Genomic DNA, 15,673 nt, shown 5'->3' on the forward strand with positions numbered 1-15,673 from the left:
GCTTAGCTCAACACCTTTTCTAAAAATGCATCCAGCTTATTCTGGCTTTTCCGTGCTGCCTCGATATCGATTCCTTTAGTTTTCGGGGGAGCTTTTTTCCGTTTAGCCGGTTTGCGTTTCGTTTTTGCAGGTGTGGATTCAACAATGACTGGAATCTTCTTCCAGCCGGATCGTTTGGCTACTTCCGTTGTGGCGTTACCATCTTTGATGAGGTACTGACTGCCCTTTTTTCGCACCTGAATTGGTGCCCGTTTTTTTAGGTCACCGTTTGCTGCACGTTTCATAAAACCCAGTGCATTTTCGATGCTTTTTTTCCGGGTTCTTTTTCTTGGATACCAGCTTCTCCAATGGCACAAGCTGTGTACCGTTTGGAAAGTCAAAGTAGTCCCTGTGTTCCTCCGGCAGGTTGTATCGTTTGATCTTGTCGGTCAGCTTTTCAGAGCTTTTTGAAGCCTGATCTGGTGGGCAGTCGTTTCCGGTTTTCTGCGCTTTTTTGAATTTCCGTTCCTGTCGTTTGTACTCTTTAGCTCCGAGAACTTTCTTAGCATGATCCTGCGAATAGATCATCACTTCCAGGTCGCCATACTCTTTTACCAGTTGCCGCCATGATGCTTTAAAACCTCCACTGGCACCTTCCGTGCAAATCTGTGTTTCCAGCCTGCCATCAAGCAGGAGTTCAAGTACATACTTTTTGTTGTTGTAATCAGGGGTATATCGGATGCTCAAATGGGCAGATTCCGATTCTCCTGAATGCGCCTTTGCATAACAGGGCATTTTTGAACCAAACATGGAGTTGGCACGCTTCCATGATCGAACTTTATGCAGCTTATCAATTTCTGATAGTGTGATTCTGAAAGGTACTTCTACCGGGTTAGCTCGTAATGACTTTACTTCTGTGATGAGATTCTCAAGATCGTTAAATGCCATTTCTAAAAGCTCATCAGGATCGATTCCATCGATTTCGTAAACGCTATCGAGTTTAAGCATCTTTAAAAACTCTTCTTCTTCATCGACACTAATTTCTCCATCAACTACTCTCAAAACCTGATCGGCAAAGTGCACATTGCTATCGGAGTGGTACCTGGAGTAGTTCTCTTCTAACCAGTCCAGTTTATTTATAACCTGATCTTTTAAACCTGTTGGATTACTTCGTGAGGTTTTCTGCTTGGTATCGGTTGCAGTAAATGGAACGTCTATGGAGGTTAATGTGCGGTACCGGTTCTTCTCCGCTTCGGCTTGGCCTTCTTTGGTAACTTTGATCTCAATATCACATTCGTGAGCAATACTGGTGTTGCCTTTATACTTCCCGTCTTTGGTAGCATGGGCTACCATGATGAAGCTGATATTGTTTTCCCTGCACCATTGAGCCAGCTCGACCGTTGCCTTGTCGTTGGCTTCAATCACCGTAATCGAATCCAGGACGCAAAAAGCTGTCCGGTTATTCCGAAGGGTATCTTTTAAAGCTTCGAGAGACTTCCACTTTGTGAAGTTCAGGTTCTTGTGAGTGGCATTGAGCCGTTTTACACGATCTACCAGGGTTTTGCCAAAATGCTCTTCAGCAGGGATGTATTCCACCCGGCCATGATCGGCCAATGCATTGGCAAGCCCCAGGCTGAACGTTGATTTTCCTGCACCTTTCTCGCCCCAAATAAACATCACGGCATTCCGCTCGGGTTCTCCCAAAAGCGTCCCGTAAGGTTCGGATACTTTTATTCCCTGAATATTCAGATTCGATAATTCCCGTGCGCTGAGGGTATTCAACTGATCCATCGTTACCCTCTCATCTTATGAGCTGCGAATGCAAGTGCTCCAACCAGAATACCGGCTAAGATCCATTTTTTTACTCCGGGTGAAGCGGTCTGTTCAGCAGGATAATTAGTAGATGTGATATCCGAAATCCCCAATACATCGAACAGTTTTTGATTGGCAATACCGTTGGGTTCCATCAGGAATAACCCTTGCGCCTGTTTAACCGCGGACTCCGTTTCCGGGCCAAAAATACCATCCACTCCATAGACAGGCAGTGCAATTCCGGCTTCCTGAAGAGAAGCTTGGAGTACCATTACTTTTTGTCCTTTATCACCTCTGCGTAATGTCATAACCTATTTTTTTCGATTGTATAATTTAAGTCCGGCCATGCCAATCAGAATTCCAACAGTTAGAAGACCACCAATTTTCAGAATAGCACCCGGTGCATGGCTGGCAATGGCTTTATCTACGTCCAGTTTTTTCGAAAGGGCAACCACATCCACATATTCAAAGTATTCATCAATCACCTGAGCATATTGCTCGTAGTGCCTGCTGATTCCTTCACTGCTGGTGGTTACACCTGCCATGTTCAGAGCAATGGTTGCATATTTTCCACGCCGTCCACTGGTAGCGTTGTTTATCAGTCCGGCAAAATGCAGAAAGGCATTTCGTGAGGTTCGCTCCAGGTAATCACCGATAGCTCCAAGTCCTTCATCCACTACCTCGTAATCTCTTCCTTCGATCAGTTCTTTCACTTTCTGCTGGTTTTGCCGGTTAGTTGTTTCACACCATCTCGAAGGCCGGGGAGTAAGGGAGCAGCAAAATAAAATCCGGCTCCAACACCGGCGATAATGATGACTCGTTTCAGCATGGTATTCACTTCACCTAAAGCTGATCCGGCTTTCATGGTTGGTAGTTCATACCATGAACGGGTAGGTGGAGCATAAATCCCGGACTGCTGGCCATCCTCAACACCCAGATCCAGAGTCATGGCCATTGATTGCTCAATCCGGTCTTTTTCCTGAAGATTGTTGATGTCCACACCATCCGGGTAGAGTTCGAAAACAATTCGGTTCGTTGCATCCGGCCGGAAATCTCGATCAAATACCAATCGGGCCTGGGCACGGCAATTTTCCCATATGGATGTTCTCATTCGTTGCGCACCCCACACCTGCCCATTGTCAGCCGAACGAACCACAACAAGTGCATCCGGGCACGCTCCCCAACTTGCCAGAAATGGGAGAAAGAACACCTTCGCCCAATTGCGAAATGTTTCAATTTCCAGATCCAGTGAAAACGGAACACCCTCTCTGGGGAGTCCTCTTTGTGGATTACGGCCAATAATTCGAAGCTCGGCTTTGTCAGTTGCGATGACATTACCGACAATTCGTGACTCACCAAGGCCGGTTGACGTAAAGGAGGATTGATTGCTCACGGTCTACCTCCTCAATATTCTATACCCACCATAAATGGCCAACACCGTGATGATGGTATTTCGGTTGTTGCGAAACCAATCAGCAATACCAAGATTCACCTCTCCATCGATTCGCTGGCAAATACCTTTTTTGCCATCTTCGACCTCTGATCCTTCACCCATTTCTGTGGTCTCAATATCGGGCTGGATATACATACCTTCTTCGGAATCAAAAACCCGTGGATTTCTCATTCCCGGAATGGTTCCGTCCAGGTATCGTGATTGTCTGACTGTAATCATGGGTTACTTCTTAAAACCTTTCATGACAATAATTCCACCACCAACGGCAACACCGGCAATGGCCAGGTATTTCATGAAGGAACCACTTTGGGGTGCCCTTGCAACATGCTGGCCGGGATAGAGGGGTTGTTGCACAGAACTTTGCTTATCCTTATTGATCACTCCATCAACCGTCACAATGGTATGTGTAGCGGTTTGAAGGAATTGATTGATACTGTTGAGTGCATTTGAAAATCGCGATGGCTGGCGAACGGCCGATTGGCCACCGGATGCAATAGCGGCCTCGGTATTTAACAGATCAAAACTGTCGTATCCACTGGTTTCCTTAATCATAGATGATGTTCCTATTTAGAGGGTTTCGATTTTCTTTTGCTTTTCAGAACGAGAAAAAGAACAGCTCCGGCAAGGGCAACTCCACCTATGGTAAGGCCGGTTTTCATCGCTGAATTAGCTGTCTGCTGTTTTTGAGCTGTACTTGTTACCGTGGTTTGAAGCGCCTGCATCATCTGTTCTCGCTGGCTTTCCCACTCGGCTTTTTGTTCAAGCTGTTTCTGATGTCCCTGGCATAATGCCTGGCTTCGTTCACGCTGTCTTCGGCAGCTTTTCAGTGCGCCAAAAAGTTTCCCCCTGCAACTTTGATTTGCATACCGGCAGGGATCGGTATCTTCCCAACTGCCTAAACCCGTTTCGACAGGTGAATGAGTGAGTACCTGATTGCTGTCAAGAACAAGGTCGCCGGTGCTGGATACGTAACTGCTTCGATTCATAGGGTCATCACTTTTTTATAGTCCAGATCACGATGCCGGTAAGCAGAATTCCACCTGCCGTTAAACCGATATACATGGTCATTTTTCGTTTACTGTTTTGGGCTCGTTGGTCTGCCACAAAGGAGTCCGGCAAATTCCCGAACCGGTTCAATTGATCTACTGCCGGTTTTCCCAGCTCATCAATGATTTGTGCATAGTGCTGAAGAATGTGGTTTTCGGTGTGAGAATAGGAGATCACTTCCGAACGCACTCCCTGCTGCATCAAATAATTTCGCAGGGCACTACGAAGCTGGCGTTCATCTTTATCTCCGGCTGCAAATATCTGTGAAAGGGTATTCTTTGCGCTGATCCCGGTGCTTACCGTGGAAGCAATAGCCGCTACCGCAGTAATCGGATCAAAGCCAAGTCCATCCGGCAGGTGGTTGGGAATGTGCCGGGATTTTGTGATCAGCCGTTCATCAAACGCATATCCCGGATATTTTAGAACAGTGGTGTCGAATGACCTCCATCCGGCCGGTGATTGATAAACAGCATAGATATGATCAAAGTGGTTACCGGTTCGTGATACTATCCGGAATCCGGTTCGAATGCCAAGGCTTTGTAGCAGGGAAGCTCCCAAAATTGCATGATCATCACAATCTCCGGCTTTCTGTCGAATGGTCACATCCGGCGATTGAATTCGCTCAATATTCCAGGGATCTCGAACATAGTTGATATTGCGAACCATCCATTTATAGATGGCATCCGCAATCAGATCAACATTGCGTAGGTCGGGCTGGCCGGTTGCGGAATGCTTACGTACAGAACGGGTGATGTTGAGTGCAAGACTGCGAATTCGTTCATCTCCGGTGTACTTTGCAACCAGATCCGTGGCCGCCTGCATCACGCCATCAATTCCCGGATAGCGGGTCTTTTTCACTGAAAGTGGTGCTGTGGCACTTCCCGAGGAAGTTGCCACAGACCGTGCCCTAACAGAACGCTGTCGGGGTGCTGGTAATAGCGTTGATGATATGTCGCTGAACCCACTCTGCATTAACCAATCACTTTCCGGGTTAACACTGAAACCGTATGATGTGGATTGTGCCTAAGCGAATTATGAAACCTGCTGGCAACTGGTTTAGAAAGTTCTCCGGTGGATATGAATACTCCAACAAACCGCCCACCACGGGTAATGGCAGTCATTCCGGGGGAGTCTGTTTCACTATAAATTCCATCCCGAAACCGGGTAATTGTTTTGGTAGCTACTTTGCTCATGCTATGCCGGTTGAGGGTTCATGTTTCGGCTACTCATGCTGATCTTTTGAAGCTCAGCGATAACCTGGATCAACAGGGTGGTCAAATCGGGTTCGATTTTTTTTGACAGACCTGTGTACCAGAGTAAAAGTTTGGTAGCAGACTCAGCCGGGATGTTGGCGTATTTGGCCAGATGTTGCCCTGATCCATCCAGAATGGGATATATGCTCTCTGCAATCTGCCTTGCGCCGATGTCCTGCTGTAGAGCCTGCTTACCTAACGTTATTGCCATTTGCAGCCAGTCGCCCATCTGCATTGGCCTTCGTTCAATTTGTTCGATGATGGCGATCTGATTGTGAACCCGTTGTGCGTATTTCAGATAGAGATTCCGCTTATTCTTTTCAGCCATGAACGACATGGCCATTGAAAGCAAATCAAATCGGTGTTTTGGCATTTCCTGCATTACAAGCCCTCCATATTCGGTTCATGGTGGCCGTTGGCTTTGCTTGCAAAAAAGTCGTTCAGGCCGATTGCCTCTTCATCAAAAGGAGAGCGGTGAGGGGATTCATCACCCTCACCGCTTTTCGGGGTCTTTGCCTGATTATTAGGGGAAATTTCTTCATCGGCTACGCCTGCATCACCATTCATATCCTGTTCAAAAGCTTGGCGAAGCTGTTCAGTCTGTTGGGGTGAAAGTTCCGTAGAGGCAGATAGTGCAGGTTGCCCCTGGGCTGTTAGTGCTCCACCCAGTATACCGGATAGGTTTTCAAATAAAGTGGGAGCTACATCTTCCAGCATATCCAGAATACGGTTGCCGGTTGTGCGGTCGCCGGATCGGTGTTCAAGCTCCATCTTGAATGCCTGACGTTCCAGGTCTATAATTTGCCGTTCAAACTCCCGAGTGTCTCGACGGTGATTTTCTTTAAGCCTTTCAACCTCCAGCCGATAAGACTCTTTTAAATCGGAAATCTCTTTTTGATGGCTTAGAAGAGTTTCGGTTCGATCTTTCGACAGCTCTCGTTTAAGCTGCATGATCTCATCTATCTGTAATCTAATCTTGCGATCTGAATCGTGAAGCTCTCCTTCCAACCGGCCACACCTCTCACGATAATGCTGAACCAGTGATTCATCTACAAAAGAGGGTTTTTCTCCACCCAGATACGACTCCATTGAAGGGCGACCTGCCGTAGAATTGCTTTTTTCTTTAATGGTTTGACCATTAAGAGGCAGTTCGTTTAAATCTCCGGTATGCGATTGAGAAAGTTCGGCCATCTGTGATTGAGTTTTCGTTCAAACACAGAATAGGAGGGTAAATGTTGCTCTACAACATTCAAACGAAGATTTGGATGGATCTGGAAATGAAAAGAATTACTCAATATTTAAATAGTATTAGGTGATTATTATGCAGCTAATTAGCCTAATTATAGGTATATGTGTGATTTGGAGTAAAATTTACTTTTATGTACAAAATATTCTACTTTACTCACCATTTGTTCGGGGAAATTCTGAATTACTACACATATTTTATGCCGATTTTGGCTTAGCAAGGTAGTTTTTGGACAAAGTTCGATTTGGTATAGTGTTTAATGAAAGTCCAAACCTCCATCTTTTTATGCAAAAGAAAGAAATAATTAACAGAGAAGCTGCTGATAAATCTAAAGGTTTTCGCCTTCAGAAGTTACGGGCTGCAAAACTTGCATTAAAAACTGTGGATGCTATAACTGAATACTCAAAGGGTAAAGTATACTTTGCAACTGAATATTTAGGAGATGTATATATAAACACCCACAAAGGGGATGAACAAATTTATGTTGAAGAAGACAAGAATTATTCTTCAGAAAGAAATTTTTCCCTAAATAGCCCTCAAATTAAAAACGCTCTTGTTGCCTTCTTAGATTTATGGTTTGACTTCAATTTATCTAATAATGTCCGGTTTGGATTTTATACAACAGCAAACATTTCGAAAGAAAAGGAAACTTCCTTTATTAAAAGTTTGGGTCTGAAATTACCAAATCAAGCTCTTTTGGAATCTATAAAAGACGTAGATAGCATAAATTCCAAAACCATAGAACTGTTTAAACAAATAATTACGCATGAATATGAACTACAATATTCCTCTAAAAGTAATCAGGGCAATCTTGGAGGTATAAAAAAACTATCAGATGATGACTGGGCGAAATTTTGTAGTCTTATCAATTGGGAATTTGGACAAGAAGATCATAAATCATTGGAAATTGAATTAATTGATATCATTAAGGAATCCAAATTTTATTCTTCTTCACAGCATGCAGGAAAAGAGGAGATTATTAGATCAATGATTTTGGAATCACTTGATAGCAGTCAAGCAAATGATATTAAAGCTTTAAGGGTTTTGGGTGAGGTAGATCTTAAAGTAGTCTTTTTAGAAGTAGCGTCACTGGATCATAGTCATATGCCTGATGATCCAGTGTATAAAATATGGAACGATTTGACTCCTTCTGACAGTAGAAATCTAAAAGAAAAGATAAGGGAAGTAACTACAGTTTTTAGTGAAAAGAGACTTTCTAACTATGCAATAACCGTATCAAGAAGTTTAATAGAAAGTCAAAAGTTAGAAACGCATAATAACTTTATTGCTATGAGATTTAGAATCTATGAGCACTGTAATAGAACCTTGTTAAGGTGGCTAAATGATCACCCAAATGATATCTATACAGAAAAAGAAATTGATGAGCTTAATGATTATTTGATTACTTCTTGTGTTAATTACATTGAAGGACTTAAATCAGATTTCAATTATTCTTTTTCAAGTAGGGCGGTAATTGAAGGAGTAATAATACAGTTATTTGATACTTGTTATTTATCATATGAAAATTAAATGATCATGACGGAGATCAACAAAAAACGACTTATGTTTGTAAAGGGTGAAGACTTTTATTTTATGTCTTACAATACCTTTCTACTATTAGATATTTTGAACTGTAAATCATCAGACAAAGTTTTTAAAGACTATAAAAAACTGTCTTTTCTAATAGATTTCGTTTCCAACCCATTACTTACTGAGATATTAAGTAATTCAAAATCTAAACATAATTTGAGCATATATGACAAAGAATTGCTGAACGAAGCATACGGTAATGGAGTAACAAGAATGGCTCATTTTAAGAGATTACTCTTTAGTTTAGAAAAGAAAGAGTTTATAGGATTAGTAAAAAATCAGAAAAGAAACACAATTGATATCTATCTGAACCCTGAAGGTGATATTAATTTTCTGAGAAATGAAGAGATTTTTTATATAGAAAGAAAAAACGCAGAAATTGTTAAATCGAGTATCCCTCGATTAACAATCTTAAAATTGGAAAACGTATTGTCTAATCTATTTAACAATTTCGGAATTACCACATGGCCAATTTCTTAATTAAGAAAGCGTATTACAAAGGTGATAATTATTCTTACGAATCCCCTTCGTTTGATGTTGGAGTAAATATAATCGAGGGTGACAATGGTTCTGGGAAATCTACTTTAATGGATTTGATATACTACGCTTTAAGTGGGAATCCTTCGCAATTCAAAATTTCAGCAACTGATAATCATACTCAAATAGTCAATGATTCAAATAATTATATACAACTGATTGTAATTATCAATAATGTTGAGTATTCAATTAAAAGGTTTATTGGGCAAAATGATATTCTTGTAAATGGTGAGGATATAAGTGAAATTTTACCAATTCACAGAAGTCAGAATCAGAAATACATTTTTTCGGATTGGTTTTTAGAAAAATTGGGAATAGAGTCAGTTGAAGTTTTTCAAGGATCAAAAAACTGGAGAATAAATCTCTTGGAACTCTTTAGGCTTATATATCATGATCAAGATCCAAATCCCAGGGATATATTTAAGAAACCTGATATTGAAAATTTCATTACAGACTCTTTAGAGGTTAGAAAAATAATATTCCAACTTCTTATTGGTAAGTCTTATTCCAAGTATTATAAAAGTGTATCTAAATTCAAGGAGTTACAAACTAAAAAGAATAGTGCCAAAGCGACTTTAGATGAGTATAACATAATTGCAGAATCATTAAATCAAGACAATGAGGATTTAAATTTAGTTCATTTAGAAGAGTTCAAAGCTGAGCTTAATCAACGATTAAACCGTTTGATGATACGGAGAGATAGCCTCAAAGATAATAGACCAAATACATCTGAAAATTTTGCAAAAGTTGATTCAAAAAAACAAGAACTTATTAGCTTGCAAATTTATAGAAATGAGAATGATGAAAAAATTAAAGGGATTCTTACTGAAACAATAAAGTTCAGTCAGCTACAAGAAAATTTGATACTTGAAGCAACTCAGATAAAGAAAATTCTTCACATGCATGATAAACTGGATCTGTTTTCACCAAACACTTGCCCTTATTGTTTGCGAAATGTAGATCGTGATCACGGAAAATGTGTCTGTGGCGGAGAAATCGAAGAAGAACAGTATGAAAAGTTTTTTTACAATAGTACTGAATACACTGAAATACTTAAACAAAAACAAAAATCAGTTGAAACTGTAAATGATGCTTTAGAGGAACTTAGAAAAAAGCGAGCCTCCCTTTCAGTAGAGACAAAAAAAATACAAGAAAAGATAAATAGCATCGAAACGGAGATTCAAAAACTAATTAAAGGCGTAGATGGCAAAATCGATACGAATTCTTTAAATGAAATTGATGATGAAATATTAGCTGTTAGAGATAAAGTTAATGTTCTAAAAAGGCAGATCGAGATTGAAAAAAGAAGACAGGCTTATCAAGATCAATATAATCGCTACCTAAAACAGTACGACCGACAAAAGAGAATTATGACTCGCCTTTCTACTGATGCAGAAAATGATATTGAAAACAAACTTGAATTATTTGACGAAATATATAATGAGTTGATGATAAACTCATTGCCTGACTGTAAAACTGCTCGTCTTGATAGGGAAACGTATAGACCAATTATTAATAATGGAGAGTACAGAGAGGCAAGCTCCACAGTTGCTGTTAGACTTATGTATTATTTTACTCTATTATATTTGTCTACTCAAATTGATGAAATTAAATTTCCAAGATTTTTACTCGTTGATACACCAGAAACGGCCGGTATTGATGATGAGAGTTTAATTAAATGTATTGCGCAACTGAAGAATATCGAAGAAAATTCAACTAAAGATTTTCAAGTAATATTTACTACTGGAATTGGAAAGTATCCTGAAGACTACGCTGAAAAAGTTGTTCAAACATTAAAAAAACCTGATCAAAGGCTGTTAAATAAAAATTAATTATTTCAACAGATTTTTTAGCTTTTCTTCTTCATTGCCATCTTTTACAAGATATGCCTCAACAGATTCATTTACTTGATCAAACCTTAATTCTGTTTGATAAACCGCAATCTTACCTTCCTTTTTCAATTCTGTCATTCTGTCCATTACGTTTTTCTTGTAAACGGTATCTGGATTACCTGTTAAGTGCTCACCCTTACTTTCTATAATATAAATTACCTCTATTGTATCATCATCTTTTCTTTTTGCGGCCACAAAATCCGGTTTGATTTTATTTTCTTGCCAACCTTGAATGGAATACCAGTTTTTACCAACTCTATTTCTAAACCACCAAAGCAGCTTGTTTTGATTTTCCAATATTGAAGCAACTCGTTGTTCAAGACTGTTCATTGTTGAAACTTCAACATCTGAGTATAGGTTTTTCGAATACGTATTTGGAATGTTAGTAACCGTAATGAAATCATTCTCAGGTATTTTATAACCTATATTTTCATGGTCGCTTACAGCCAACTTCAGCAATCCACTTTCGAGCAAACTCGAAAAGATTTTTTCTTCCTTCTTTCTCCTATTTTGTTTTAAATCTTTTGTGATTATAGATGTGATATAACTGAAATGCTCACTGAGCTTTTCTTTTCCAATTTCATTTTCAAGCTCTTGAATTACAATATTGGTAAGCTTTCTTGATAAAAATGAATTTTCAACTACCTCTGAAAATCTTCGTGTCATGTAATTTTTGGATATCAGACCTTGACGCCTGAACTCAGTATTTTCTTCCTCAATTACAGTTTTGCTGTCCTCACTGATTGTAACCGAAAAAGTTTTTTGTTCTTTATTCTCTTCACTAAGTGATTCTTTTATTCGATTTATTACCTCGTTGGTTAAACTGTACTCATGAAAATTGATCTTTGGGCGTATATCAAAATCATAATTAAACTTTCTCTTATTATCGTTGTTGTCAACGATTAACCAAACTGGCAAATAGAATGCGTATTCATAGTTTTTAAATTCTTCCCGAACAAAAACCTTTTTGGTAGGATTGATATTTTCTTGAGTTGAGACCTTCATTTTAGAAATGAGATCTTCAAGACCTTCTTCACGGAAGCCAGTACGAACACGCTCTAAAATATTTCTTGTTTCCCCTTTTGAGTAATAAACATAACTCTCATCCAATTCCTTTATCCCAGTCTTTTTTGCCCTCGGTTGTCTAAGTATTCTGCCAATTAACTGTGTTACGCCGGTATTGGAGTTTACGTTGGGTATTATTCCCAATATATATGCGAATGGGCAATCCCAGCCTTCACTTAATGCTTCCTTCGTAATAATAAAACGTATCGGACAAGCACGGGTTAGTAAATCAATATTTTCAATGTCATTCTTTGAGCTTGATTTTATGGCGATTTCATCTGGATTTACCCCCATATCAATTAAATGCTCTTTCACATCTTCACTATGCACAAACCCACGCCCTCGTTGATCTTTTCCAGTTCTTTCAACCTGGATTAGGGCTATTGGCCGTATATACTCTGATGTGTTTTGTCGATATTCTATCGCTTTTTTTTCAAGCTCATCTCGATGTTCGGAAATCTGATTAATCATTCCCTTCCAGTCATCTTCTTCACTACTATCCGGGGGATGAATATGCAGATCGAGTTTTACCATCTCTTCATCTTTTAGCTCTAAACCACTAACAGTTGATAAGATATTCATACCCTCCCTGGGAGTTGCAGAAAGCCCCAGAACCATTTCTGGATTTAGATTATCAATAGTTTCTTTTGCTAAAGGAGTAAAGACTCTGTGAATTTCATCAATAATCAACAATGGCTTTGAAACTCTGATAGCGTTGCCGAGGCTTGTGAGAAGCTGTGCTTGTTCCCCATTTTCCCACATTACATCTAAATTTGGAACCTTGTTCTTCCAATCTTTATGTAGGTCATATCTATTGTCCTGCGGGAAAAAGCTTTCATAGCCCCCGCTATCCTGAAAAACTTTCAAAGCATCAAGGCTGTTTGATCTGCTTATAGACTGAATCATAATGAAGAGAACCACTAAATTCTCCTCTATATCCTGTATTGATAGCTTTTGTCCTTTCTCTTTTATGATTGTTCTACCGCCACTTGCCTGATCCAGTAACTGACGGTATGGATGGCTTTTATCCCGTAATCGTTCAATTGTTTGATTGTAGATAATTTCTTTAGGCACAACCCATACTACAAGGCCGGTCTTCTTTTCTTTAAAGTGAGTTTGGAACTCCCGTATAGCCTCAACCGCAAGAATTGTTTTACCTCCACCGGTCGGTACTTTTAGCGTTGTCCGTGGATAAAAATTACCTAATCCGTTTTTGCAATGATCGTGATATGGTTTTTTTATTGACTCGAACGTTTTTTGCACGTAGTTCAAACTATCTCTTAAGTCCTCCGGCAGATGCTCAGAAGCTTTTTCAATAGCAACTTTATTTTCTTTTGCTACTTCAAAAAAGTGCTTTAACTCGTTTACAACTCTTATTTGATACTTTTTTAAGTACATATTAAGCTTCTAAATTTCTTTCAAATAAGTTGTAGGGGATAGAAACAAATTCAACCTGATTTGCTGACATGTATTCTTCGTCTAAGAAGCAGGCCGGAGCATAAATAACTCTTCTTTTACCAGGGCTTTCCTTAATGATCTCTTGTGCAATTTCAAGTGTCAGGGCAAGCCGGGTTAATTTCTCAAAATCTTGTTCATAGATAAGAAATATTGATCGACTACCATTATTACCCACAAAATGTTTATTTGGATCTATTTTTTCTTTTTCAGAAAGATTACTGCCGGTTGCTAAATAGTAAACATACTCTGCAAATTGATTATATGTCGGTAGCTCACCTTCCAATAATGTATCCGGGTCAATTGGTGATCCAATTTTTAAATATTTAAAACCTTCTTGAAATTTATATTCTTCAATTACTTTTACAATTCTTTTTCTGGTTTTATCATGACAAACATTCTTATCAGGCTCCTGTTCTGAATTCTCTTTCATCTGGACTAAAATGAATTGCCTGTTCCCGCCATCATCTTTATTTAACTGCATAACCGATTGTCCAGTTGTCCCTGATCCGGCAAAAGAGTCTAAGATAATGTCATTTTCATCTGTTGTATACTCGAACAGTTTTTTTAGAATTTTTGGTGATTTTGGGTTCTTAAAAAAATCTTTTTCAAATAGTTTTTCCAATTCTTTTGTAGCAGCTCTGCCATCCTCATAGATTATACTTCTCAATCTGGCAGTAACTGTTTCCAATCTTTTCTTTGGTTTTATTAAAGTAGTTTCATCCTCACCGAACATAATATTATCATTGCCAATCATCTCTATCATTGTTGATTCAGGATAGCGAAATCCTTTTTCAGGTATTTTGCATGGCTTTTTAGTTACAGGATGAATCACTTCATATTCATATCCTCCAAACTTTGTATTCGCAACATCACCATCGTGGAAAACACCTAAATGATCGACATTATCATAGTGAGTAACTTTATCTAATCTATCTTCGTTATCCCTAATCCATTGCCTAAGTTCTACTTGAATACTATCAATGTCTTCACCAAACTTTTCTTTGAGTTCAGTGTATTTCTCTTGAATCCTCTCTGCTCCCTCTGATATTGCTGTCCAATTTTCCTGAAATTCTTTATTGCCTGCATAACTAAATATATATTCATGCTCAGTTGCAATTTGAGTTGGATTATTATCTGTTGCTGTTTGAACTACTATAACACCAAGGAAATTTTCTTCACCAAAAATTTCATCGGCTAATAATTTAAAATTAAACGCTTCATTGTTATCAAGACTTATAAAAATTACTCCATCATTCCTGAGTAACTCTTTTAGAAGCTTGAGACGAGGAACCATCATGCACAACCATTTATCATGCCTGGTTAAATCCTCTTTTGAAACTTCTTTATCCAGCCATTGTTTAATGAGAGGGCTATTTACTTTATCGCTATAAATCCATTCTTCTTTTCCAGTATTATACGGCGGATCAATATATATACATTTCACTTTGCCGGAATATTTTGGAAGTAATGATTTTAGAGCTAATAGATTATCTCCTTCTATAATTAGGTTTCCATTGCCTTTGTCTTCTTGAAAGTTTAATTCAGAAGCATCCTCAAGAGAGTGGTATGGAACACTTAAGTGATGATTCCATATTATATTTTTTCCTTTAAACTGAAGGGTTGGCATAACCGTTAATCTTTTTTTGTTGAGTATTTAATTCCTTCTTCCGCCACTTTTAATACCTGAGCGGCAACATTTTCATCTTTCACTATTTCATATACTTGATCAGCAAGCCACAAAATCAAGAGCTCTTCTGAGTCAATATTCAATACTTCTGCAATTTTGTGTATTTGGCTACGCTTAGCTTTTCTTTCACCACGTTCAATTTTGCTGTAGAGTGGTGTATCTATTTCAAGTGCTGTGGCAACTTGACGCTGCAAGAGACCTTGAGTTATTCGTTTATCTTTTATTTTTTCACAAAATTGCATCGGTTGACTGTACAGGATGTGACTTGTCAATTTTTGTGCAATTTATGGATGCTAAACCACAATCAAAAATGCCACTCCAAATGTTTTAAGGTTAGGGATTAATAAATATAAATACGTCTCTCACTTAAATTATTCGACTTTTCATTTTGGCAATTTCCTTATCAACTTCTTCTTTTCGAACTACCAAATGAGCCGGTCGATTCGTTCGAAAATTCTGAGCGATTGGTTTTGGATTTAAAAGCGGACGCACGCACTCATAAAACATGCTGCTTCGCATTCCGGTTTTCTCTTCTACATAGACCTGGGCCTGCTTTATTGTCATTACTTCAAGGTTTACCAGGTATTCGATATTGGTGGTGTCTTTTTTTGTCATTTTTGTGGGTATTTAGGTTGTTTGTTGATTTTAGGTACT

The 15,673-nt window shown here is 39.0% G+C and carries 19 protein-coding genes; 3 read left to right on the forward strand and 16 right to left on the reverse strand.

Annotated features, from left to right (window positions below; all coding sequences use genetic code 11):
- Positions 1 to 2: 2 nt before the first annotated feature.
- From BG260_RS04455 to BG260_RS04510, 12 genes are all read right to left on the reverse strand, one after another.
- Positions 3 to 284: a hypothetical protein gene (locus BG260_RS04455; RefSeq protein WP_069130743.1), complete on the reverse strand. Its 282-nt coding sequence runs from the start codon at positions 282 to 284 to the stop codon at positions 3 to 5.
- Positions 262 to 1,770: an ATPase/DNA packaging protein gene (locus BG260_RS14335; protein WP_069130744.1), complete on the reverse strand. Its 1,509-nt coding sequence runs from the start codon at positions 1,768 to 1,770 to the stop codon at positions 262 to 264. The genes BG260_RS04455 and BG260_RS14335 overlap by 23 nt, the downstream gene beginning before the upstream one ends.
- A gap of 2 nt (positions 1,771 to 1,772) precedes the next feature.
- Entirely contained in the window at positions 1,773 to 2,099 is a 327-nt protein-coding gene (locus tag BG260_RS04465) for a peptidoglycan-binding domain-containing protein (protein WP_069130745.1), read from the reverse strand.
- A gap of 3 nt (positions 2,100 to 2,102) precedes the next feature.
- Positions 2,103 to 2,504: a hypothetical protein gene (locus BG260_RS04470; protein ID WP_069130747.1), complete on the reverse strand. Its 402-nt coding sequence runs from the start codon at positions 2,502 to 2,504 to the stop codon at positions 2,103 to 2,105.
- Positions 2,501 to 3,184: a hypothetical protein gene (locus tag BG260_RS04475; RefSeq protein ID WP_069130749.1), complete on the reverse strand. Its 684-nt coding sequence runs from the start codon at positions 3,182 to 3,184 to the stop codon at positions 2,501 to 2,503. Before BG260_RS04475 ends, BG260_RS04470 begins: the two co-directional genes overlap by 4 nt.
- 3 nt (positions 3,185 to 3,187) lie before the next feature.
- A complete protein-coding gene (locus BG260_RS04480; protein ID WP_069130750.1) occupies positions 3,188 to 3,463 on the reverse strand; it encodes a hypothetical protein in 276 nt (91 codons plus the stop codon).
- A 3-nt stretch (positions 3,464 to 3,466) separates the two neighbouring features.
- Positions 3,467 to 3,796, reverse strand: a complete 330-nt coding sequence (locus tag BG260_RS04485; RefSeq protein WP_069130752.1) for a hypothetical protein — start codon at positions 3,794 to 3,796, stop codon at positions 3,467 to 3,469.
- A gap of 11 nt (positions 3,797 to 3,807) precedes the next feature.
- Positions 3,808 to 4,230: a hypothetical protein gene (locus tag BG260_RS04490; protein WP_069130753.1), complete on the reverse strand. Its 423-nt coding sequence runs from the start codon at positions 4,228 to 4,230 to the stop codon at positions 3,808 to 3,810.
- A gap of 7 nt (positions 4,231 to 4,237) precedes the next feature.
- Positions 4,238 to 5,188: a transglutaminase-like domain-containing protein gene (locus tag BG260_RS04495; protein WP_176719432.1), complete on the reverse strand. Its 951-nt coding sequence runs from the start codon at positions 5,186 to 5,188 to the stop codon at positions 4,238 to 4,240.
- 74 nt (positions 5,189 to 5,262) lie between these two features.
- On the reverse strand, positions 5,263 to 5,484 hold the full coding sequence (locus BG260_RS04500) for a hypothetical protein (protein WP_069130756.1): 222 nt from the start codon (positions 5,482 to 5,484) through the stop codon (positions 5,263 to 5,265).
- A gap of 1 nt (position 5,485) precedes the next feature.
- The gene (locus tag BG260_RS04505) at positions 5,486 to 5,917 is read right to left on the reverse strand and encodes a hypothetical protein (protein ID WP_245683895.1); all 432 of its coding nucleotides are present in this window, start codon (positions 5,915 to 5,917) and stop codon (positions 5,486 to 5,488) included.
- An 8-nt stretch (positions 5,918 to 5,925) separates the two neighbouring features.
- A complete protein-coding gene (locus BG260_RS04510) occupies positions 5,926 to 6,735 on the reverse strand; it encodes a hypothetical protein (protein WP_069130761.1) in 810 nt (269 codons plus the stop codon).
- 340 nt (positions 6,736 to 7,075) lie between these two features.
- On the opposite strand from BG260_RS04510, the gene BG260_RS04515 reads away from it, so the two are divergent.
- Genes BG260_RS04515 through BG260_RS04525 form a run of 3 tightly spaced genes read left to right on the forward strand, consistent with a single transcriptional unit; the run spans position 7,076 to position 10,749 of the window.
- Complete coding sequence (locus BG260_RS04515; protein ID WP_069130763.1) at positions 7,076 to 8,320, forward strand: hypothetical protein; 1,245 nt, start codon at positions 7,076 to 7,078, stop codon at positions 8,318 to 8,320.
- A gap of 6 nt (positions 8,321 to 8,326) precedes the next feature.
- A complete protein-coding gene (locus BG260_RS04520; RefSeq protein WP_176719433.1) occupies positions 8,327 to 8,860 on the forward strand; it encodes a hypothetical protein in 534 nt (177 codons plus the stop codon).
- Positions 8,845 to 10,749, forward strand: a complete 1,905-nt coding sequence (locus tag BG260_RS04525; protein ID WP_069130765.1) for an AAA family ATPase — start codon at positions 8,845 to 8,847, stop codon at positions 10,747 to 10,749. The genes BG260_RS04520 and BG260_RS04525 overlap by 16 nt, the downstream gene beginning before the upstream one ends.
- Here BG260_RS04525 and BG260_RS04530 read toward each other — a convergent pair whose 3' ends face one another.
- The 4 genes from BG260_RS04530 to BG260_RS04545 form a co-directional block, all read right to left on the reverse strand.
- A complete protein-coding gene (locus BG260_RS04530; RefSeq protein ID WP_069130767.1) occupies positions 10,750 to 13,272 on the reverse strand; it encodes a DEAD/DEAH box helicase in 2,523 nt (840 codons plus the stop codon).
- Position 13,273: 1 nt separating this feature from the next.
- Positions 13,274 to 14,959: a site-specific DNA-methyltransferase gene (locus BG260_RS04535; protein ID WP_069130768.1), complete on the reverse strand. Its 1,686-nt coding sequence runs from the start codon at positions 14,957 to 14,959 to the stop codon at positions 13,274 to 13,276.
- A gap of 5 nt (positions 14,960 to 14,964) precedes the next feature.
- Positions 14,965 to 15,291, reverse strand: coding sequence for a helix-turn-helix domain-containing protein (locus BG260_RS04540; protein WP_218089722.1), 327 nt, complete (start codon positions 15,289 to 15,291; stop codon positions 14,965 to 14,967).
- Positions 15,292 to 15,385: 94 nt separating this feature from the next.
- Positions 15,386 to 15,634 (reverse strand): hypothetical protein, encoded by a 249-nt coding sequence (locus BG260_RS04545; RefSeq protein WP_069130772.1) that lies wholly within the window; start codon positions 15,632 to 15,634, stop codon positions 15,386 to 15,388.
- Positions 15,635 to 15,673: the final 39 nt, after the last annotated feature.

The sequence above is a fragment of the Rhodohalobacter halophilus genome (assembly GCF_001715195.1).
Classification (GTDB): Bacteria; Bacteroidota; Rhodothermia; order Balneolales; family Balneolaceae; genus Rhodohalobacter; species Rhodohalobacter halophilus.

Coding starts and splice junctions, on each gene's coding strand:
- BG260_RS04455 (WP_069130743.1), bottom strand. CDS start 284: ATGAAACGTGCAGCAAACGGTGACCTAAAAAAACGGGCACCAATTCAG.
- BG260_RS14335 (WP_069130744.1), bottom strand. CDS start 1,770: ATGGATCAGTTGAATACCCTCAGCGCACGGGAATTATCGAATCTGAAT.
- BG260_RS04465 (WP_069130745.1), bottom strand. CDS start 2,099: ATGACATTACGCAGAGGTGATAAAGGACAAAAAGTAATGGTACTCCAA.
- BG260_RS04480 (WP_069130750.1), bottom strand. CDS start 3,463: ATGATTACAGTCAGACAATCACGATACCTGGACGGAACCATTCCGGGA.
- BG260_RS04485 (WP_069130752.1), bottom strand. CDS start 3,796: ATGATTAAGGAAACCAGTGGATACGACAGTTTTGATCTGTTAAATACC.
- BG260_RS04490 (WP_069130753.1), bottom strand. CDS start 4,230: ATGAATCGAAGCAGTTACGTATCCAGCACCGGCGACCTTGTTCTTGAC.
- BG260_RS04500 (WP_069130756.1), bottom strand. CDS start 5,484: ATGAGCAAAGTAGCTACCAAAACAATTACCCGGTTTCGGGATGGAATT.
- BG260_RS04505 (WP_245683895.1), bottom strand. CDS start 5,917: ATGCCAAAACACCGATTTGATTTGCTTTCAATGGCCATGTCGTTCATG.
- BG260_RS04510 (WP_069130761.1), bottom strand. CDS start 6,735: ATGGCCGAACTTTCTCAATCGCATACCGGAGATTTAAACGAACTGCCT.
- BG260_RS04515 (WP_069130763.1), top strand. CDS start 7,076: ATGCAAAAGAAAGAAATAATTAACAGAGAAGCTGCTGATAAATCTAAA.
- BG260_RS04520 (WP_176719433.1), top strand. CDS start 8,327: ATGACGGAGATCAACAAAAAACGACTTATGTTTGTAAAGGGTGAAGAC.
- BG260_RS04525 (WP_069130765.1), top strand. CDS start 8,845: ATGGCCAATTTCTTAATTAAGAAAGCGTATTACAAAGGTGATAATTAT.
- BG260_RS04530 (WP_069130767.1), bottom strand. CDS start 13,272: ATGTACTTAAAAAAGTATCAAATAAGAGTTGTAAACGAGTTAAAGCAC.
- BG260_RS04535 (WP_069130768.1), bottom strand. CDS start 14,959: ATGCCAACCCTTCAGTTTAAAGGAAAAAATATAATATGGAATCATCAC.
- BG260_RS04545 (WP_069130772.1), bottom strand. CDS start 15,634: ATGACAAAAAAAGACACCACCAATATCGAATACCTGGTAAACCTTGAA.